The sequence below is a fragment of the Salibacterium sp. K-3 genome, assembly GCF_054052005.1.
In genome coordinates this window covers 658,571-679,070 of sequence record NZ_JBSVZE010000002.1, presented here as the reverse complement: position 1 = coordinate 679,070, position 20,500 = coordinate 658,571, and the positions used below count along the sequence as shown (strand labels likewise).

Below are 20,500 nucleotides of genomic sequence, written 5' to 3'. Positions count from 1 at the left end.
ATCAAGTTTTTAAGGATTGTGTAAAAGTTTATCTGTGGATAATGGGGATAAACCGGTGGAAAGCTAATACATCAGGGAAATCATATGTTAACAGTGTTTATGTGGATAAGTCCCCTTTTTATGTGAATAAAGGGGTGGACCCCACGCAAATTAGTGTGTAGATGTTGATAACCTTGTGAATAATGTGGATGACTCCTAAAGGGGCAAGGAGGTCGTGGATCATTGAGACATAAGATGGGCAGCAAATACACATGGATCGTTGCAGCAGGGATGATCGTCTCTTTGTTGTGCGTGCCACTGCAGCAGTCTGAAGCGAAAGGGCCGCATGCTGTACTGGTGCTTGTCCCTGCATTGTCGATGGATGATGTTTTTCTGCTGCTCGAAGAGGGAAGGCTGCAGCGCGGGGCTGCTGCCGGCGCCTTGAATCGTGTGACAGCGGGTCCTTCTTCACCGGTGAATGAACTGTTGACGCTGAGTTCCGGCCGACGTGCCGAAACGCCCCACCTTTCTTTGGAAGACTGGGTGGAAAAAGAGGCGGAGGGAGAAAGAAGTACATACATTCTGCCTGGGTTTAGAGAGGTTCGCGCAGCCAATGAGCAAAGCGGGTATGGAGCGGTTCCTGGTACGCTGGGGGATACTCTTCGTTCTGCCGGGACCGTGATCCGTTTTGCCGGTCACAGTGACATATATGAAAAGCGGCGCAGTTACGCCCCTTTTTTGACTGCTGATTCCGAAGGGATGTCCGCCGGAAACCGTGATGCGGTTGTGGATAAAAAGAGATCCGCTCCCGGCGGATGGAGCATGAATCCACAGAAAACCCTCGACTGGGTCGATAACGTACAGCAGCAGACTTTCTCCAGTTGGTCGGTGATCGAATGGGGCGATATTTACCGTGCACACCAAAAGGGACTGGAAAGTTCCGGCGGACGCGTGCTCGAGCCGCTGGAGCATCTTCTGCTCGAATTAAGGAAAAAAGACTCCCCCCTTTTTCTGCTCGGAGTGGATCCATCCACAGGGGATGTCCTTCCGTTTGTCATGTGGACCAAGGACGGCAAACCGCCGGTCCAGCGTTTTCGTTCCACGTCGACGGGGCTTTTGTATCTGGGAAGCAGTATCGATGCGGCTTCCGCGTTTATCAAAGTGTTTTCCGGTGGGGATTATGCATCAGCATTGATTTCTGACAGAAGAGCGGATCTGGCGGAAATGAAATCGGAGCTCCAGGGGATGCAGGCGATTCATGATTCACGGGCAGCGGTGCTTTCCATCTATATATCCATGCTTGTTGTGCTGCTTACCGCAGGCTTTCTTTATGGAAAATGGGAGCGGTCCAGACCGTCCCGCTGGATGGATGCTGCCGTTCTGACAGGCATGGTTTCGCCTCTTGCTTTTGTACTGATTCCGGCTTTGATCGGACGTCCCGGTCCGACTTTCACAGTGCCGGCCTACGCCTGCTGTCTTGCCGCTGCCGCTCTAATCCTCGGTACGGCTGCTTCTTTCATTAACAGGGAAAAAGCCCCGGTTGTTATCTCCGTCCTTGTAACAGCACTCTTAACGGTGGATCTTCTGAACGGGGCTGATGCGATGCAGCGTTCCTACCTTGGCTATGACCCGTTGATCGGTGCCCGGTACGGGGGTCTTGGCAATGAGCTCGGTGGTTTTTTTGCAGCGGCTGCGGTTGTATGTCTGGAGCCGGTGATGCGCCATAAAAAAAAAGCGGTGCTTCCGCTTATGCTCGGTTTTATGATGGTGAGCGGCAGCTCGGCACTTGGAAAAAATGCAGGAGTGACCGTTGCTTCCGGCTTGATGTTCGGCAGTTTCTGGATGTCTGAAATCCACTCCGCAGGCTGGAAGCGTATGCTGGCAGCAGGGACGGGTGCTGTGATTGGTTTATGTGCGCTGCTCTGGCTGCTTCAGTTTACCGGCGGTACGTCCCATATCGGAGCAGCCTTCCAGCAGCTGTTTCATGGGGAATGGGAGGAACTGCGGGCGCTGTTGGGCCGGAAGCTTGAGATGAATATAAAAATCATTTTCCATTCCAACTGGACGCAGCTGCTCCTTACGAGTTATGCCATTGCAGCCCTTTATCTGCTGACGGAAAAAAGAATACAGATGCGCCCGTCTCAGCGTCTTGTACTAAAAGCCGGTGCCGCCGGTTCGATCTTTCTGCTGCTTCTCAATGACTCCGGGGCCGTAGCGGCATCCACCTCGATGTTCTATCTTCTCTGTGTACGCTACATCTGGAGCAGCAATCGAAAAGGGACAAATGGTATAGAAAAGGCCGCCATGAATAACTCATAGCGACCTTCAGGCGAAGCAGGAGTCCGGAGCGTCAAGCTTCTTCAAGCTGCAGCGCTTCCCACTTTTCCATATACGTTTCGAGCTGTTCTTTGGCTTCGTTCACTTTTTGCTGCATGTCCGCCGCTTTCTCGTGATCTTCGTACACCTCAGGCGATAACATTTCTTCTTCGAGCTGCTCGATTTTCGTTTCGAGCGCTTCAATCTGCTGTTCTGTATCTTCAATGTCCCGCTGCCGTTTGCGCGCCTGCTTTTTCGCTTCCTTTTCCTCCAGGTAGGCTTTTTTATCCTCACCGGGTCGGCTGTCTCCGGAAGCCGGTGCCGGCTGTTCCTGTGCGCGCAGCTCGGCGCGCTGGCGTTCTTCGTCTTTTTTCATCAGGTAATAGTCGTAATCGCCGGGATATTCCTGGAGGCCGTCTTCCGTCAATTCTACAATCTTGGTCGCCATCCGGTTTAGAAAATAGCGGTCGTGCGAAACGAACAACAGGGTTCCCGGGAATTCCAGCAGTGCGGATTCCAGCACTTCCTTACTGTCGAGGTCGAGATGGTTTGTCGGCTCGTCGAATATGAGCAGGTTCGCTTTTTTCATCATTAATTTGCTGAGAGCGAGTCTCGACTTTTCCCCGCCGCTCAGGCTGGAAACCGGCTTGAGTACATCTTCCCCGGTAAAGAGGAAGTTGCCGAGGACGGTGCGGATGTCCTTTTCCGGGGTGAGGGGATACTCATCCCATAATTCATGCAGGACGTCTTTGCCGCTGTCAAGGTCCGACTGTTCCTGGTCGTAATAGCCGACCGACACTTTGCTGCCGTACTGAACAGTTCCGGAAGCGGGGGTAATCCGGCCGGCGATTGCTTTCAGCAGTGTTGTTTTACCGATGCCGTTCGGACCGATGAGGGCGATGCTTTCCTGTTTTTTGACAGAAAGGTTCAAATCCCGGATCACCGGGTTGTCCTGTTCATAAAACACGTTCAGGTCGTAAATATTCAGTACTTCATTGCCGCTCTGCCGGTCGATATCAAACGAAAACCTCGCTGATTTTTCATCTCCCTGCGGTTTCTCTTTGATCTCCATCTTCTCGAGTTTCTTGCGGCGGCTCTGAGCCCGTTTGGAGGTGGCATCGCGGACGATGTTTTTGGCGATGAAATCTTCTAGTTCGGCGATTTCTTTCTGCTGCTTTTCGTATTCTCTGAGCTCCTGTTCGTAACGCTCCGCCTTCTTCTCCAGGTAGGTGCTGTAATTGCCGTAATAGAGGGAGGCCTTCGCACGCGAGATTTCATAGACTTTGGAAACGATATGGTCGAGAAAGTAGCGGTCGTGGGAGACGATCAGCACGGCACCTTCATAATTGGACAAAAAGTTTTCCAGCCAGCCGAGCGTGTCGATATCGAGATGGTTTGTCGGTTCGTCGAGAACGAGCACGTCCGGTTTGGACAGCAGGAGTCTCCCGAGAGCGAGTCTCGTTTTCTGTCCGCCGCTTAATGAAGTAATCGGGGTGCTGTAATCGAAGCTGTCAAATTTCAGTCCTGCCAGGATGCCGCGGATGTCTGCTTCGTACTGGTAGCCCCCGCGTTCGTGAAACTCATATTGAAGGTTATCATATTCTTTCAGTGTTTTTTCGTATTTTTCTTCGTCATTATATATATCCGGGTCGGCGATTCTGGCCTCGAGCACGCGCAGCTGCTGCTCCATCTCCCGGAGTTCGTCGAATACCGCCAGCATTTCGTCCCAGATGGTCCGTTCCGAAACCAGGCCGGTATGCTGGTCAAGATAACCGATGCGGGCTCCCTTTGGCGTGATCACCTCTCCGGCATCGTACGGAAGTTCCCCTGCTATGATTTTCAGAAGCGTGGATTTGCCGGACCCGTTTCGGCCGACAAGCGCGGCTCGCTCGTTTTTCTTGATTTCCAGTTTGACATTGTCCAGAATCGTCTCGACACCGTAGGATTTCGTTATATTCGAACATTGAAGCACAATCATTATCGTTCATCCTTTGTTAAAAACTCTTCCCTTGCAAGTGTATCGTAATTTTTATGAAAACGCGAAATACTTACGATATGTCAAAATCATGAACAGGCGTATCAGTCAGCCTATCCTGTTACATATTTTTAAGAATTAGTGTACAATAGGGAAGAAGTGCAGACTGTTCAGGTCTGCTGTTTATGACGAAGGCACGGCGTGTCATGTTATACTGGACAGGAGACCATGGAAGGAATAGTTGGAGGCTGCCATGAACATAGACCAGCAGAAGATACCGCAGGCAACCGCCAAACGGCTGCCGCTTTATTACAGGTTTCTGGAAAACCTTCATAAATCGGGGAAACAACGCGTGTCATCGACAGAACTGAGCGAGGCGGTGAAAGTCGATTCCGCGACGATCCGCCGCGATTTTTCCTATTTCGGAGCGCTCGGCAAAAAAGGGTACGGATACAATGTCCAGTATCTGCTATCCTTTTTCCGCAAAACGCTGGATCAGGATGAAGTGACAAAAGTATTTCTCGTCGGAGTGGGAAACCTTGGCACCGCGCTTTTAAAATACAATTTTTCCAAAAGTGACAACACCCAGATTATCTCCGCCTTTGATGTGAATGAAGCAATCATCGGCCATGAGATCAGCGGCGTGGACATCCATCACATGGATGATCTTCCGGATGTGAAAAAGAAACGGGGCGCCTCGATCGCAATTTTGACGGTCCCTGCCTCTGCCGCCCAGGATACCGCAGAAAAGCTGGTGGATGCCGGGATTACCGGTATTCTGAATTTCACACCGGAACGGCTGACGGTACCGGAGACGATACGGGTGCATCATATTGATTTGTCGGTAGAACTGCAGACGTTGGTATACTTTCTGAAAAATTATCCTTTATAGCACATGCAGGGGGTGTTTGAACATGAATCTGGGACCTATGAGTATCGGCTTGATCGTTCTTGCTGCGCTGCTGATTTTCGGACCGAAAAAACTTCCGGAACTCGGCCGTGCCGCAGGGAACACGCTTCGTGAATTCAAGAGCGCGACCAAAGGGCTTGCCGACGATGTAGAAGAAGACGATAAAAAGAAAAACCGGCAGCAAGCAACGGATGATTCTGAAAAGTAAAGAGTAGGACGGGACAGGCATGGCGCAGAATGAAATGACTTTATATGACCACATCGGAGAGCTGCGGAAACGTATCATTATTTCAGCGGTATTTTTACTGGCCGGGTTAATCGCCGGTTTGATCATGGCTCCCGCTGTGATTACGTATCTGCAGAATGTTCCGGAAGCGGAAAACTTTCCGATGAACGTATTTAATCTGACCGATCCGATAAAACTCTACATGAATTTTGCGTTTTTCATCGGTCTGATTCTTGTGTTTCCTGTGCTCTTGTATCAGTTGTGGGCGTTTGTGTCACCGGGGCTTATGGATAAGGAAAAGAAAGTAACGCTTGCCTATATTCCAGTGGCAACTATCCTGTTTCTGGGAGGTCTTGCGTTTGCTTATTTCGTCCTTTTTCCTAATGTCATCCGGTTTTTAAGCAATCTGTCGGAACGCCTCGATTTGACAGAGCAGTACGGGGCCAATGAATATTTCGGCTTTTTGTTTCAGTTGACCATACCATTCGGCTTTTTGTTTCAGCTTCCGGTAGTCGTTATGTTTCTGACGAGGCTCGGGCTGATCACACCGGCATGGCTCCGTTACATTCGGAAATATGCCTACTTTGTCCTGCTCGTGCTGGCCGGATTCATCACGCCGCCGGACATTGTTTCCCACCTGATGGTGACGGTGCCGCTCTTTCTTCTCTACGAAGGAAGCATTGTCGTCTCACGCTTTTCCTACCGGAAAGCGCTCGAGGCGGAGCAGGAACAGGCCGGACAGGAGGACAACAACATATCGGACAGAGATAAATAAAACAGGAGCACGGGGATGATCCCGGCTCCTGTTTTTTCAGCTTTTGGAATGACTGCCTGTAGAGGAACGCAAAAAACGGACGCCGATCATGACATCCACTGCGGCGATGCCTGCAAACAGAAACGTCCATATGTTCCAGGATTCATTGTTCACATTGACGATAGCAAAGTAAATGAACAGCCCTGCCAGGCCGAAGTACATAAGCCCCATCGTTTTTGAATTTCGCCTCATAGCATGATTCCTCCCAGAATCATGCTCACCTGTTCGAGCTTTCTCTGCATTTCCTGAATCTGATCCCCGAACATCACCTGAACGAGAATGGCATAGCTGTTCATCGCCACATGGGCCACTATCGGAACGAGGATCCGTCCTGTTTTTACATACAGGTAGGAAAAGGCGAATCCAACCGCGGTGTAAATCAGCACGTGCGTAAAATCAAAATGGACGAGGGAAAAAATAAGGGCGCTGAGCAGCGCGGAGATTACAAAATTAAAGTGCCTGTAGAAGGTGCCGAACAGGACTTTCCGGAACACAATCTCTTCGAGAATCGGTCCGATGACCGCTACGATGACCGCAAACACCGGGAACATTTCAACAATCGATAAAATATCCTGGGTATTCTGCGATCCCGGTTCAATACCGATAGCCATTTCAATCAGAATGGCAATATACTGGGCAAGAAATACGAGAAAGATCCCGAGCACCGCCCATTTTACCGCATGTCCTCTGGAGGTTTTGCGCAGATGCGGATGCCGGTCGCTTCTCCGTTCCGGAAGAACGAGAAACAGCATCACAATAAGGGCGGCAGCGAAGCTGACAAGACTCCATAAGACGGTACTTTCCTGCAGATTCAGTCCGAACGCCATCAGAAGCGGCGCTCCGGCAAGTCCGGACACCTGCATCAATATGTAAACGATCAGAATCCACCAATAGCGTTTATTCAAAGTGTTCCACTCCTCTATGTCCTGTGAATAATACTATGCATATGTACGTATTGTATCATAATGCGCCGGGGCAGGGGGTACGAAACGGCTGTGAAAAAATAATGAAATGAAGCGTTTCAATATATTGAGGAAACGGGTAGGTCTTATATGGAGCCTTTGTGGAGAAAAGATGAAAAAATTTACGGCTTCCCCCTTGCAAAATGGAAGCGGAATGCTTATCATAAGAATTGGTATTAGCACTCGACATCAATGAGTGCTAATAAACACGAATCATGTCGGCTCTCTGCCTTACAGGCCGGGGTGCCGCGCAAATATCAAAGGAGGGTGTTTACCTTGTTAAAGCCTCTTGGTGACCGCATTGTGATTGAGCAGATTGAACAGGAAGAAACGACAAAGAGTGGGATTGTCCTTCCGGATTCCGCCCAGGAAAAGCCGCAGGAAGGCAAAGTAGTCGCTGTAGGAAGCGGGCGCGTTGCTGATAACGGCGAACGTATCGCTCCGGAAGTCAGTGAAGGAAACACAGTCATTTTCTCCAAATTCGCAGGAACGGAAGTGACGTACGAAGGAAACGATTACCTCATTCTCCGTGAAAGCGATGTTCTTGCTGTTATCGGTTAATCAATAGGGGAACGCCCCTACATATTCTAATTTACAGGAGGTCGAAACGATGGCAAAAGATATTAAATTCCGTGAAGACGCACGCCGTTCCATGCTGGACGGAGTGGACGAACTGGCGAATGCAGTAAAAGTTACGTTAGGGCCGAAAGGGCGCAACGTAGTACTGGAAAAGAAATTCGGATCCCCGCTTATCACAAACGACGGTGTAACGATTGCCAAAGAAATTGAACTCGAAGACAATTTCGAAAACATGGGAGCCCAGCTTGTATCCGAAGTGGCCAGCAAGACAAACGACCTGGCCGGCGATGGTACAACAACCGCAACGGTTCTCGCGCAGGCCATGATCAAGGAAGGCCTGAAAAACGTTACATCCGGCGCGAACCCTATGGGCATCCGCAGCGGCATTGAAGAAGCTACAAAGACAGCTATTGAAGAGCTGCGTAAAGTGTCCAAGCCGATCGAAGGCAGCGAAGCGATTTCCCAGGTTGCCTCTGTATCCGCGTCGAGCGACGAAGTAGGCGGAATTATTTCTGAAGCCATGGGGCGCGTCGGCAACGACGGTGTTATCACGGTGGAAGAATCCCGCGGCCTCGAAACAGAACTCGAAGTCGTGGAAGGTATGCAGTTTGACCGCGGCTATGCGTCCCCTTACATGGTGACTGATTCTGATAAGATGACAGCGGAACTGGATAACCCGTATGTTCTTATCACAGACAAGAAGATCACCAACATTCAGGAAGTACTTCCGCTTCTGGAGCAGGTTGTGCAGCAGAACAAGCCGATCCTGATCATCGCAGAAGACGTGGAAGGCGAAGCGCTTGCGACACTCGTCGTGAACAAACTGCGCGGTACCTTCAACGCAGTAGCTGTGAAGGCACCTGGATTCGGTGACCGCCGTAAAGCAATGCTGGAAGACATCGCGCTTCTGACAGGCGGCGAAGTTATTACTGAAGACATCGGTCTTGACCTGAAGAATGCAACGATCGATCAGCTTGGTAAAGCCGGCAAAATCGTCATTAATAAAGACGACACCACCATCGTGGAAGGCGAAGGCAGCCCGGCCGACATCACCAACCGCGTGAACCAGCTGAAAGCGCAGATTGAAGAAACTACATCCGACTTTGACCGTGAAAAGCTGCAGGAGCGTCTTGCTAAGCTCGCAGGCGGTGTAGCAGTTGTGAAAGTCGGCGCTGCTTCCGAAACGGAAATGAAAGAACGCAAGCTCCGTATCGAAGACGCCCTCAACTCCACACGCGCGGCTGTTGAAGAAGGCATCGTATCCGGCGGCGGCACCGCACTCATGAACGTGCATGAAGCGGTGAAGAAGCTTGAAGACGAAAGAGAAGGCGACGAAGCAACAGGCGTCAGCATCGTGCTGCGCGCGCTCGAAGAACCGCTTCGTCAGATCGCTCACAACGCCGGTCTCGAAGGTTCCGTTGTGGTCGAGCGTATGAAGAGCGAAGCAGTCGGCAACGGATTCAACGCCCTTACCGGCGAATGGGTCAACATGATCGACTCCGGTATTGTCGATCCGACCAAAGTGGTCCGCTCCGCACTGCAGAACGCTTCCTCCGTATCCGCGATGTTCCTGACAACAGAAGCGGTTATCGCAGATAAGCCTGGAGAAGACGAAGGCGGCGCTGCCGGTGGCGGCGGCATGCCTGACATGGGCGGCATGGGAGGTATGGGCGGCATGATGTAATCCGCCCTCCCAAATAGGGATGTGACAGGGTTAAAACCCTGTCACATCTCTTTTTTTATCAAAAAAATCACGAAAAACTAACATAATTTATTTTGGAATCTTAATCGAGCATATCTTGATACGCAGCGTGGACTTATCGAATAGTTTTATCTCAGCTACAGAACAACAGGAGCAGGGGTCACGGATGGCAAATAGAGCCACAACGCAATCAAAATAGACGACTATCATATACTTGATTCCCGGTTTCCAAAAGGCGCTCAGATCCGTCATTTTGATCTTAAAGACTTCGAAGTAGTAGAAGTCAAGGGAGATATAAACAAGGTTATTAAACACCATGAAAAGCGCTGTGATGTGCTTAAATTTATTTGGTATGGAGTTAATTTTGGTGATAAACTCTGGAACAATCCGAGCCAAATGATATGTAGTGAATTAATTGCTGAGGCGGCACACAACAGTAATTTAAAGGGGAAAACGCCGAGCGAACAGTATGAATATCTGAAAAGCCGATAGAGTAGCTTACGCGAAGTGCATGTAGCAAAAATTTAAAAACGGCGGTAAAAATATTCCTTTAAATGAATATTCCTTTTGTGGTATACTTTATTCATAAGCTGGTATTTTGATTTTTAGCGGAGCCAAAATGGCTAAAGTCAAGTATCAAATACCTAAAAAGGAGAATTTTACAATGACAAAACCGAATGAAGCAGGGAGCATTACTACAAATATAGGAGACCGTGAGTTTACATTAGAGCGGATCTTTGATGCCCCGCGAGAACTAGTGTTTAAAGCTTTTACTGACCCCGAACATGTATCCCGCTGGTGGGCTCCGGGTGGTTTCACTATGCCGGTTTGTAAAATGGACCTCCGCCCGGGGGGGATTTGGCATTATTGTTTTGAATCTCTTGAAGGAGAGAGGCATTGGTCGAGAAGTATTTACCAGGAAATTGTCAAGCCTGAGCGCATCGTTTATACTGATACTTTTGCAGACGAGGAGGCTAATCCTATTGAAGGGATGCCGGAGAATCGAGTAACGGTGACATTCATCGAGCATGAAGGAAAAACAAAACTTACCATCAACGTTGAATTCCCATCGGCTCAAAATCTAAAAGCAGCAATCGATATGGGTATGATGGAAGGGATGAAAGAAACAATAAACAATTTGGAAACACATTTGAAAGAAGCCCAATAACTAAAAATTGGTTATGTTACTCTAAAAGAAAGAAGAAATCATCATGATTAAAACATTCAAAACGTTAGCGGAACCGAAGCGATTACACATTGTTGAGCTTTTGAGAGAAGGGCCTCTCACGGTAGGAGAAGTGTCTGACCGTCTTGGACTTAACCAACCCCAAACCTCGAAGCATCTCCGAGTATTAACAGAGGCGGAACTTGTGCAGGTAGATCCAGTCGCAAACCGCCGCATCTATCAGCTTCAACCACAGAGGTTCAAAGAACTTGATGAATGGCTGAATTCTTTCCGAAGCCTCTGGGAAGAAAGGTTTGATAACCTCGATGATTATCTGTACAAATTGCAGAACAAGGAAGAGAATGATGATAAGCTGTAACTTTGAATAAAAAGTATTTCTGCAGGGGCGCGAACCTGGAACAAAAGGTTGCGCCCTTCGTGGCTTTTTTGCACAAACAACTGCAGCATCAAATATGAAGGAGTCTCCAAAAATGGGGGCTCTTTTTAATTTTATTTTAGGAGTGATTTTCATGATTAACTTTTTCAAAGAGCTCGACGCCGGCACAGTGACAAGGACCATTATTATGGTAGCTTTTATCAACCAGAGGCTGGCCATCTTTGGACAATCCCCATTGCCAGTTGAGCTGTGTCGTTTATTTTCTCTGGTGTAACTGCGGTCATTGCTTGGTGGAAGAACAACAACTTCTCGGCAGCTGCCAAGCAAGCGCAGAACAATCTTGATTCTATTTAAAACGGCGAGTAGTAAGCCCGAGAAATAGAGAAGGGGCTCAAGATGAGTGATGAGCAAAAAGCAAAGAGTGGTACAGCAATAAAGATCCGTTCGAGCAGCTCAACGACGTTCGGGAGGATTTTCACGACCTCCGTTCCGAGATGAGAGAAACACGAACTATGATCAAGCAGTACAACGGATTTCTGGAAGAAGTTGAGGAAGTCCGGAATAAAATTAAAAAAAGTGAAAGGTCAGATTAATCAAATAGAAGCTCAAGCGCAAGGACGTTCTAAAACATGGGATGGCATACGTCTCTGAGGTGGCTGGATAGTAGGCGTTCTGGAATGGCAGCAGCATTGATTTTAACGAAGCGTACAAGCGTTATGTATGGTAGAGGTTATTAAAGATATGGCACAACAGCAACTGAATGAAAGCCACAAAAAAGCATGGGAATGGGCACAAGAAAAAGGCTTGCTGAACAGAACAACCCCTCGGAAGTCGATCACAAGAGAGCAAATCGCTACCGTATTTCATGAAAAAAGGCGCGCATTCCTTGTTCCGGATACGCCCTTTAATTGAATAACATTTTATTGTTTCTTTAGTTGCAACCATACAAATAGGTTTGTAATAAGTTTAGACATATGAAAAAAGTGAAAATTCACCATAATTGGTTTTACTATAAAAGCAAAAGCAGCAGATAATAAACCTGAATATAGGTAAATATTTTTATTATGATTCACTGTCCATTGAAATAACAACATAAAACTTATTGGAACTAATGAACCATCCAATGATATACTTTGGAAAAAAGGGTAAATTTGGTAGGGTTATTCCCACACACCTAGACTAATACCAGTAGCATTTATATAAGCAAACCATACATAATAATTCAGTCCAAAAAAACCAAGAAGTAGCATTTTATCTTTATCAATGAAAATGAATAACATGATTAGTGGTACGATTAACGTTAGAATCAATACCAAAAATTGCCATATTTCAAAGTCCGAAAATGATTTCCAATACTCAATCTTTTTATGGGTTAATTCCTCTCCCATAGACCTAATTTGAGTCAAAAACTCTAGTTGTTTTTCCTTCATATACTATCCCACCCAATAATACATTTATCGGGTATTTTAACCATTTGTTTTTAAACTATTCTGCTTCTATAGTTTAACATTCCTCCACAAACTCCACCTATTTTAACATAAATATCCAATTATTCTCGAAAAAGATTTTCAACAATACGATCTGGCTCGATTATGGAAAGTGTGACTCGGCATCTTTATGTGCTTGTTGTATAATTCATACATCAAATAAGAAAGTAAATAACTAATGGACTCGTTATTTGAAAGCCGGCAAATCATTATTTCTATAATTTTGGATACGTCGATGCAAGTGATATTAACATCGAAATTCAATACATATTGGAGGAATATAACGAGCAAGGAATACAAGCTTATATAAAGCAGATTGTTCCCGGCGGTATGAAAAGTTATTTAGTGATTATTGATGTTTATAATCATTAGAGTGGATTCAACAATTCTTTATAATTATTTCTAGGATTATTAACATCTGTTGAAACCTCATGAGCTGTCATAGCGTTAGAGTCAATCGGTTGCAGGAATTGCTGTAAATTCTCATTGTCCTGATTAGTCGAATCTAACCATTGCTGATGGTGTTTTTTAGGCAGAATTACCGGCATTCTATCATGGATTTCTGACATAAAATCATTTACTTCCGTTGTAATGATTGCGCAGGAGAATACATTCTTGCCGTTTTCATCCTTCCATTTTTCCCAAAGGCCTGCAAATCCAAATACATGCTGGCCTTTAAGATGTATACGATAAGGTTACTTCTTGCCATCGACTTTCTTCCATTCGTAAAATGAATCGGCCGGTATGATGCAACGACGTTTTTTTAATGCGTGCTTAAAACTGCCTTTTTCAGAAACGGTCTCAGCACGTGCGTTAATCATTTTATACCCAATATTCTTGTCCTTTGCCCAAAAAGGAATGAGACCCCACCGCAATTTTCCCAGACGGTTATTTTCTCCATCATTAATGACAGCAAGTATATCTTGAGAAGGGGCGATGTTGTAGCTCACATCGTAATCTTCAATGGTTATTTCATCGATATCGAATTGATCCTTTAGTGTCTCCAGATCAATACTTAAAGTGAAACGGCTATGCTTTTATGGATGTCTGTAATCTAATCGAAGGGGATATAATGTACATCGTCCTCACTACGGACTTGTTTCTGGTTGTTATTCACATAACGACACCATCCTGCCACCTCATAAAAGAATCCATTCTCCCAATAGGTAAACACAAGCTCAGCGTTTTCTTTCATCGCTTCATTAAGCAGCCACTCAAACTCCTCCCACTGCTGTTTGTCCAACACTGGCTTTTGGGCTTCTTCTGTTCCTCTTTATGCTTCAGCCACATCTCTCGGTGCTCTGGCAGGATTATCCGCATCGATTCCCAGCGCATGACTCGTTCTTATACTAACAAACAAGAGATCTGTACAGAATTGAAATGAAACAAGCGTTCTCATAAAATAAAAAAACGAACGGGGGCTTCGTGATGGAAGGTGTTTTGAAAAGAGCTGCAGAATCGAAGGAACCGAATCAGGTGATTTACGAAGCGATGTTGAGCCAGCAAATTGTTACGGTCCATCAGATGAATCAAACCCACGTGATGGTGTGGTGTCACTATCGAAAGGTATGAGGCCCTGTCACATCTTTTTGTATCAAAGACGAAAAACTCATCGATTACACGAAGGAAGGAGTATGTTTTTCACTCAGCGCCTTTCCTGTGTTTTTTAATGACTACAGCATTACCTATTACCCCAATGACTCCACTGAATAAAAGGAGGTACTGAACTACTACGGCAATACTTCCGGCGATATCGTTTGAGAGAAGTGTTATTGACGGACCAATGACCAGTAAAATGCTGCTGAAAAAAGCGATATAGACAGCCATTATCTTATTCATGAGAAACCTCCCAGAATTTAGCAATTTCACTTTTCAATAATAACAGACGGATTATCAAGTTGACAGCCTTTAAATAAATTACTTCAAATCACGAGCTTATGCGAAATAGTAAATTGACGTAATTTGCAACATCTGTTTTATTAGATGCTTCTTGTTATATATAATGAAAGGTCATAAATGAACGGAAGTTGGGAAGTACCTATAGTAATTATTATTGATGGATCCTAAGATTTTAAATCCCTTATTCAAAAGGCGGGATCCAAAGATAATTTATTATTTAAATATAGTGTGCATATGCAGCTCGCTTAAGGAAAACATAGGGATGTAGCTGTTACTTAAGAGAGAAAAGGGCAGGTTATGTGTTTTTATTTTTTTAAGAGTCCATTTCTTCTCAAATTTGAAAGTCACTTCAACTTATAGATTGACTTTGACTACAAGTTGCACAAATCGGGTAGACAAATTAATCGGAAACAGATGAAAAAGATGGTGAAAGGAAATGTGCGTAGTCTCATGGATAAATCTCACTTAACATCGGCAGAAATGGGAAAGCTTTGGGCGACTTATGTTGGGAATACTCTGGGTAAATGCGTCCTTAGTTATTATTTGAAACACGTGAACGACAAAGACGTTAAAAAAGTATTAAAACATGCCTTACGTTTAAGTAAATCATATACCAAAGATATTAAAGCGATTTTTGTTCAGGAAGGTTTCCCAGTACCTGTTGGGTTCACTGATGGTGACGTGAATTTAGAGGCGCCCAGGTTGTTTCACGATGAATTTTATCTCCATTATCTGCAGTATTTAGGTAAAGCAGGAATGAGTATATACAGCGTCGCTATTCCTTTGGTGACAAGGAAAGATGTAAGAGATTTTTTTGTTCGTTGTCTTAATGACACGGTCAAATTGATGACAGATGTTAATGACGTGTTAAAATCAAAAGGCATTTTAATGAATACGCCACCCATGCCGAACCCTGAAAGAGTAGATTTCATAACCAAACAAAATTTCTTGAATGGATTTTTTGGAAATGTCAGGCCTCCTCATGGGTTAGAAATAGCTCATCTTTTTGGTAACATTAATAATGACATCACAAGCAGAGCGCTTATAATCGGGTTTGAACAAGTGGCCCAGCTCGAAAAGGTAAAAAAGTATTTAGAGCGTGGAAAGAATATTAATACGAAGCATATTGAGAAGATGTCAACCAAGTTAATGGAGAGTCACTTACCTTCCCCTACGCTTTTAGATCATTTAGTTACTTCATCTACCAAGCCGCCATTTTCAGATAAGCTCATGGTTTTTCATAAAATCGATATGTTCTCTATGAAGATAAGGGAATATGCGGACGGCGCCTCTCTCAATGGAAGAAGTGATATCGGTGCCTTGTATGCCCGTTGTTTATTTGATATTTCGTTATATGTGGAGGACGGTGCCAATATTATGATTGATCACGGATGGTTGGAACAACCACCAGAAGCAGTTGACCGCGTTAACTTAAACAACATTTGAGCTTTAAACGATGTGAAAATATAGAAGTCATGATGTAACGCCGGGCAATGTCGCACCCTTCCAACTCAGCTTCCGTTAATCCAACAGCAGGGTCATGCGGTGAACGTTCAACCCAGGAATTGGGAAGCATAAGAAAAAGTACTGGCGGGTGGGCTGCAGTCCTATCTCCGATGGTTTCCATGAACACTAATGACCAGCCGGCTACAATAGACGGAAATATCAAAAGCAGCCGAATTCGAAATGCTCGGAACGTAGAAGCATTGTTCAGACGTGCTACATCCATGTAAGGGGACACATTCCACTCCAGACCTGCCTGTATAGTAATGTTAGCTAAGGAATATTAACTGAGTGCCATAACTACGATGAGCCCGAACAGCTTCCTGAGCCAAGCCCTCCGGCGAGGGAAAATAGCCCCCAGCCTTGCAGGCAGTGATATCCAGCATTTTTGCTGAGGGGAAGGACCAGCTAATTTGACAGGATAAAATATGCTATGTATAGTTAGTTATACAACTAACTTAAAGACTGAGAGTGAATAACATGGCTGAACCTAATGTAATTGCGAAAAAAGATTTAATTGAATCCGCCAAAAAGTGCATCGTGGATAATGGAATAAATAAATTAACTTTAAAAGCAGTAGCAGAAGGTGCTGGTGTAACACAAGGTACTGTATATTATCATTTTAAAACGAAGGAACAACTAACGATTGAGATTGTAAATGATATGTGCGAAACCTCGTGGGAAGAGTTAAAGCAAATGAAAAAATACTCAAATCAACAGGAGATACATTGGGTTCAATCCGCACTTGGATCTGCTTATGAACGGAGTACGAAAGGTTCCTATTATCATCACTTATTTTTGTCATTAATCGTGACAGGATTAAATAATGACAAAGTTCGTGAACAAATTAATAATCTGTTGAGATATGAAAATGACTCCCTTCAAAAACAGATTGAATCATTAGTCGGCACAAGTGAATTTTACGGAATTTCAACAGAGGTATGGAGCATTTTATTGAATGCTTTAATAGACGGTTTAGCCATTCAGTCTCTCACGGTAAAAGACTTCAACGCAGAAAAAGTCTTTAATGATGTTGAATCTTTACTAGTAAAACAAATGGAACACATTCAATCTATTAAGCAGAAAGATTAAATATGAATTATGGAGTGGCAGAATATGTGTTTTCTCTTATGGGGGCTCTTAGTTTGGCTGGGAGCTACAGGTATCTTTAGATTTACGGGGCAATATTTCTTCTCCCTGGGAGATCCAATGTTATTAGTTGCTGCATATATTTTGGTTATTCCTTTAATTTTAGTCCTTACACTTCCAGTTTACCGGTACAAAAATCTAGATTCATTAAATCAATTAAAAGCAGCCATTCTGATAGCTTTGCCCGGTATGCTTCTCGATATCATAGCATTAATTTATTTCCAGGATATCTTTGTGAATTTAGAACCTGGAACTGATGGGATTTTTGGATCATGGCTGCTTTTAGCTTATTCTGTAATTCTTCTTTCAGGATTTATGTCAGGAAGAAAATCATTGTATTAGCTAATTCATATGACCAATCAAGCGCAGACGCGTTTCAAACGGAAAGGAACGAACAGTATGGCAGGTGAATCGGGTCGGGATTATCTGCAGATTCCATATACAATAATTGATAATGATTATCAATTATTGTATATGGACAGTGACAGGAAATACAATGAAACAAGGAGAATATGTCATGCAGATCTACTGGACGAAAATAAATGATATTATCGAAGAAACATCTGAAGTGAAAACGTTTCTGCTCGACCGTCCGGAAGGTTTCACATGGGAGGAAGGGGCCCACACCCACTTCGCGCTGGAGGGTTTTAATGCCGGTGAGCAGCCAGACCGCAGCCTGATCCGTCACATGTCCATCTCTACGTTACCGAACGAACAGTCCATCGGTATCACAACACGTATCAGAGAACAGTGCTCCACGTTTAAATCGATATTAAAGCAGCTTGATGTCGGCAGTGATGTTGCCATATTCAAAACACATTCGAATGTGCCGCTGTAAAGAGAAGACAAAAATGTTTATCTGCTGTCATCAGGGGTCGGCCTGGCAACGTTCAGACCACTGATACTGGATTATTTCGAACGAGCTGACAACGTCCGTCACATGCATTCCCTGAACATCGATTCATCGAGAGATTTTTTATTCCCTGATGTATTTACATCCGCCCCTGACAAGACGTTCACCTCACAGTTTGTTGACAACCGTAACGATTACTACGCGGAAGTGAATGCTCTTGCGGAAGACAAAGATGGACTCTTTTATGTTGTCGGAAGCGACGAATTCCTCATGCAGAACATCGACGTACTTCGTGAGCGGGGCATTAATCCGGAACAGATCATGCTCGACAAGCATGACAACCAACGGGCTGAGTTTTTATCCCAAGATGTGTCCATGTAAGCGGAAAACCCATGCAAAAGGAGCGTTCACGTAGAAACTGTCCATTTCTACGTGTGTTTCAACCCTATAATGACCGCTTTCATGGATGCCCAAATGAATAAAACGCCTGTTAAAGACGCTTCCGTGCAGACGTATCAGTCTGCGGAAGTGTCTTTTTATGACGAAGAACAAGTTGAATACGCTCATGCGGCCAAAACGCCTGGTTGCAATCTTCTAAACGTAATCATGAATGGTTCATGATTACGTTTTTACCTGTTCTGCGTGCTCTAAACGTCACTATGAACCTTTCATAACGACGTTTACGGTCGTTCAAAGGGTGCAAACGTAACATACTGCCGTGGACGGCCGTTTTACTCCCTGCCTGCAGTAGTCTATAATGAAGGGTCAAGAAAGAAATGTAGATAGGAAGTGCTTATGAGTAAACGAAAGAACCATGGATATAAAAAGCCGGGCAAAAAGCACAGTACTGCTAATAAACCGTCCGGCAGACAGCACCCGGGACAGCGCGGTCAGACGAAAGGAAAAGGAGCAGGCGGGAAGAAACCTGTCATTGCGGAGGTGACCTGTTCGGCCTTAACCAATGAAGGAAAAGGCATCGTCCAGTGGGATGGAAAGAAACTGGAGGTGGAGCATCTTCTGCCCGGTGAAACGGCGGAAGTCGCTGTTTTCCAGAAAGGCCGGCATACCACGACGGAACTGAAGCGGATCATCAAGCCGTCCGAGGACAGAGTGGAGCCGCCATGCGTCTATTTCTACGATTGTGGAGGATGTCAGCTGCAGCATATGACCAACCAGGCACAGACGAGCTTCAAACAGAAGACCGTGGATGCGCTGATGAAGCCGTTCGGGAAACCGGAACCGATGCTGACGATGGAGCATCCGTATGCGTACCGGAACAAGAGCCACACAACGTTCGGGATGAACAGAGACCGGCAGGTGATCGGCGGTCTTTACGCAAGGAATACCCACGAGATTATTCCGATGGACCGCTGTCTCATTCACGATCCGAAAGCGGACGAGATTGCTGGGACGATCAAGGATATCTTACGAACGACGAAGCTGCAGCCGTACAACGAAGACACGGGTCACGGCTTTCTGCGCCATGTGCTGATCAAGGTCGGCAAAACGAGCGGCGAGATTATGGTGGTCCTTGTCGCTGCGTCATCTGTCTTTCCCGGCAAGAATAATTTTGTCAAAGCGCTGCGCAAAGCCCACCCGGAGATTACCACGCTTGTCCATAATGTGAACAATAAGGACACGAGCATGGTGCTGGGCGACGACGAAAAAGTGCTGTTCGGACCGGGCACGATTACCGATACGCTGGGCGGGATGGAGTTCGTGATCTCGGCGAAATCGTTCTATCAGGTCAATCCGGTCCAAACAGAGAAATTGTATGATAAAGCAATGGAAATGGCAGGTTTGACCGGAAAAGAAACCGTGATCGACGCTTACTGCGGAGTTGGTACGATCGCTCTGATTGCCGCCAAAACTGCCGGCCGGGTTATCGGTGTGGAGCTGAATAACGATGCGGTCCGCGATGCCATCCGCAATGCCAAACGCAACGGTGTGAAAAACGCCCGCTTCTACCAGGGCGACGCCGGAAAATTTATGGTGCAGATGGCAGAGCGGGGAGAAACAGCCGATGTCGTTATGATGGATCCTCCCCGCAAAGGAAGCGACGAAGCCTTTTTATCAAGCGTCGTGAAGCTGCAGCCCGAGCGGATTGTATACGTCTCCTGCAACCCGGAAACGCAGGTCCGTGATCTTGAATACCTGGAGAAAAACAGGTACTCGGTCGAGGAGATTCAACCGGTGGATATGTTCCCGCAGACCGTGCACGTGGAGGCCGTCACAAAATTAGTTCGAACACAGAAAGCAGGGACCCGGTAAAGGGTGTCTGTTTTTTTGTCTCCGGCAACAAATTTCAGATCGGTTAGGGAGGTATCAATTGTTGACGTTTTCCGGATTCAGCTGCAGTGTTAAATCACTCGGAGATACGAGCTGTCCCTGCGGAAAGCGGCCTAATTTGACAAAGCAATGTATGAAGTACAACAAAATCCCGAACGATTTATGGAAGAATTGTTCGGTTTATTTGTGGAAAATGATTGTCTGTCATACAGGGATGTGAACGGATGCCGGAAGGATATTCAAATAAAAGAAGAAGACAAAGCGTTGAAAAAATGGTCGGAGACGCAGTTATGAA

General features: G+C 45.7%; 20 protein-coding genes and 3 pseudogenes. 16 read left to right on the top strand and 7 right to left on the bottom strand.

What is annotated here, in order from left to right; translation table 11 throughout:
- The first annotated feature begins 222 nt into the window (after positions 1-222).
- Positions 223-2,298 (top strand): hypothetical protein, encoded by a 2,076-nt coding sequence (locus ACW9JV_RS15500; protein ID WP_457336019.1) that lies wholly within the window; start codon positions 223-225, stop codon positions 2,296-2,298.
- A 31-nt stretch (positions 2,299-2,329) separates the two neighbouring features.
- Here ACW9JV_RS15500 and ACW9JV_RS15495 read toward each other — a convergent pair whose 3' ends face one another.
- The gene (locus ACW9JV_RS15495) at positions 2,330-4,273 is read right to left on the bottom strand and encodes an ABC-F family ATP-binding cassette domain-containing protein (RefSeq protein WP_457336017.1); all 1,944 of its coding nucleotides are present in this window, start codon (positions 4,271-4,273) and stop codon (positions 2,330-2,332) included.
- Between the two features lie 250 nt (positions 4,274-4,523).
- Here ACW9JV_RS15495 and ACW9JV_RS15490 point away from each other — a divergent pair, with 250 nt between their 5' ends.
- The 3 genes from ACW9JV_RS15490 to tatC are packed head-to-tail and all read left to right on the top strand — an operon-like array spanning position 4,524 to position 6,181.
- Positions 4,524-5,162 (top strand): redox-sensing transcriptional repressor Rex, encoded by a 639-nt coding sequence (locus ACW9JV_RS15490; RefSeq protein WP_457336015.1) that lies wholly within the window; start codon positions 4,524-4,526, stop codon positions 5,160-5,162.
- 22 nt (positions 5,163-5,184) lie between these two features.
- Complete coding sequence (locus ACW9JV_RS15485; RefSeq protein WP_457336013.1) at positions 5,185-5,388, top strand: twin-arginine translocase TatA/TatE family subunit; 204 nt, start codon at positions 5,185-5,187, stop codon at positions 5,386-5,388.
- A gap of 19 nt (positions 5,389-5,407) precedes the next feature.
- Positions 5,408-6,181, top strand: a complete 774-nt coding sequence (gene tatC, locus ACW9JV_RS15480) for a twin-arginine translocase subunit TatC (protein WP_457336011.1) — start codon at positions 5,408-5,410, stop codon at positions 6,179-6,181.
- Positions 6,182-6,217: 36 nt separating this feature from the next.
- Here tatC and ACW9JV_RS15475 read toward each other — a convergent pair whose 3' ends face one another.
- Complete coding sequence (locus tag ACW9JV_RS15475; RefSeq protein ID WP_457336009.1) at positions 6,218-6,412, bottom strand: YdiK family protein; 195 nt, start codon at positions 6,410-6,412, stop codon at positions 6,218-6,220.
- Positions 6,409-7,125 carry a CPBP family glutamic-type intramembrane protease gene (locus tag ACW9JV_RS15470; protein WP_457336007.1) on the bottom strand — a complete coding sequence of 239 codons (717 nt, stop codon included), beginning with the start codon at positions 7,123-7,125 and terminating at the stop codon, positions 6,409-6,411. The genes ACW9JV_RS15475 and ACW9JV_RS15470 overlap by 4 nt, the downstream gene beginning before the upstream one ends.
- A 333-nt stretch (positions 7,126-7,458) precedes the next feature.
- Between ACW9JV_RS15470 and groES the strand changes: the two genes are divergently transcribed.
- The 6 genes from groES to ACW9JV_RS15440 all read left to right on the top strand — a co-directional run bounded on the left by groES (position 7,459) and on the right by ACW9JV_RS15440 (position 11,937).
- Complete coding sequence (gene groES, locus ACW9JV_RS15465; RefSeq protein ID WP_457336005.1) at positions 7,459-7,743, top strand: co-chaperone GroES; 285 nt, start codon at positions 7,459-7,461, stop codon at positions 7,741-7,743.
- A 49-nt stretch (positions 7,744-7,792) separates the two neighbouring features.
- Positions 7,793-9,445, top strand: coding sequence for a chaperonin GroEL (groL, locus tag ACW9JV_RS15460; RefSeq protein WP_457336003.1), 1,653 nt, complete (start codon positions 7,793-7,795; stop codon positions 9,443-9,445).
- Between the two features lie 682 nt (positions 9,446-10,127).
- On the top strand, positions 10,128-10,631 hold the full coding sequence (locus ACW9JV_RS15455; RefSeq protein ID WP_457336001.1) for an SRPBCC family protein: 504 nt from the start codon (positions 10,128-10,130) through the stop codon (positions 10,629-10,631).
- A 43-nt stretch (positions 10,632-10,674) separates the two neighbouring features.
- Complete coding sequence (locus ACW9JV_RS15450) at positions 10,675-11,007, top strand: ArsR/SmtB family transcription factor (RefSeq protein WP_457335999.1); 333 nt, start codon at positions 10,675-10,677, stop codon at positions 11,005-11,007.
- 267 nt (positions 11,008-11,274) lie between these two features.
- Complete coding sequence (locus ACW9JV_RS15445; protein ID WP_457335997.1) at positions 11,275-11,379, top strand: phage holin; 105 nt, start codon at positions 11,275-11,277, stop codon at positions 11,377-11,379.
- A gap of 387 nt (positions 11,380-11,766) precedes the next feature.
- Positions 11,767-11,937, top strand: a complete 171-nt coding sequence (locus ACW9JV_RS15440; RefSeq protein ID WP_457335995.1) for a hypothetical protein — start codon at positions 11,767-11,769, stop codon at positions 11,935-11,937.
- A gap of 248 nt (positions 11,938-12,185) precedes the next feature.
- On the opposite strand, the gene ACW9JV_RS15435 is transcribed toward ACW9JV_RS15440, so the two are convergent.
- From ACW9JV_RS15435 to ACW9JV_RS15420, 4 genes and pseudogenes are all read right to left on the bottom strand, one after another.
- Entirely contained in the window at positions 12,186-12,455 is a 270-nt protein-coding gene (locus tag ACW9JV_RS15435; RefSeq protein WP_457335993.1) for a hypothetical protein, read from the bottom strand.
- Positions 12,456-12,880: 425 nt separating this feature from the next.
- Positions 12,881-13,540, bottom strand: a pseudogene (locus tag ACW9JV_RS15430) (SOS response-associated peptidase); the annotation flags it as partial.
- A 26-nt stretch (positions 13,541-13,566) separates the two neighbouring features.
- Positions 13,567-13,764 (bottom strand): annotated as a pseudogene (locus ACW9JV_RS15425) (YolD-like family protein); the annotation flags it as partial.
- A gap of 389 nt (positions 13,765-14,153) precedes the next feature.
- Positions 14,154-14,351 (bottom strand): hypothetical protein, encoded by a 198-nt coding sequence (locus ACW9JV_RS15420; RefSeq protein WP_457335991.1) that lies wholly within the window; start codon positions 14,349-14,351, stop codon positions 14,154-14,156.
- 510 nt (positions 14,352-14,861) lie between these two features.
- Between ACW9JV_RS15420 and ACW9JV_RS15415 the strand changes: the two genes are divergently transcribed.
- From ACW9JV_RS15415 to rlmD, 6 genes and pseudogenes are all read left to right on the top strand, one after another.
- Positions 14,862-15,857 (top strand): DUF3231 family protein, encoded by a 996-nt coding sequence (locus tag ACW9JV_RS15415; protein WP_457335989.1) that lies wholly within the window; start codon positions 14,862-14,864, stop codon positions 15,855-15,857.
- Between the two features lie 537 nt (positions 15,858-16,394).
- Positions 16,395-17,006 (top strand): TetR/AcrR family transcriptional regulator, encoded by a 612-nt coding sequence (locus ACW9JV_RS15410; protein ID WP_457335987.1) that lies wholly within the window; start codon positions 16,395-16,397, stop codon positions 17,004-17,006.
- A 9-nt stretch (positions 17,007-17,015) separates the two neighbouring features.
- Positions 17,016-17,405 carry a DUF5367 domain-containing protein gene (locus ACW9JV_RS15405; RefSeq protein WP_457335985.1) on the top strand — a complete coding sequence of 130 codons (390 nt, stop codon included), beginning with the start codon at positions 17,016-17,018 and terminating at the stop codon, positions 17,403-17,405.
- Between the two features lie 175 nt (positions 17,406-17,580).
- Positions 17,581-18,297, top strand: a pseudogene (locus tag ACW9JV_RS15400) (dihydropteridine reductase).
- A gap of 93 nt (positions 18,298-18,390) precedes the next feature.
- A complete protein-coding gene (locus ACW9JV_RS15395) occupies positions 18,391-18,537 on the top strand; it encodes a hypothetical protein (RefSeq protein WP_457335983.1) in 147 nt (48 codons plus the stop codon).
- 174 nt (positions 18,538-18,711) lie between these two features.
- Positions 18,712-20,187 (top strand): 23S rRNA (uracil(1939)-C(5))-methyltransferase RlmD, encoded by a 1,476-nt coding sequence (rlmD, locus tag ACW9JV_RS15390; protein WP_457335981.1) that lies wholly within the window; start codon positions 18,712-18,714, stop codon positions 20,185-20,187.
- The last annotated feature ends 313 nt before the right edge of the window (positions 20,188-20,500 follow it).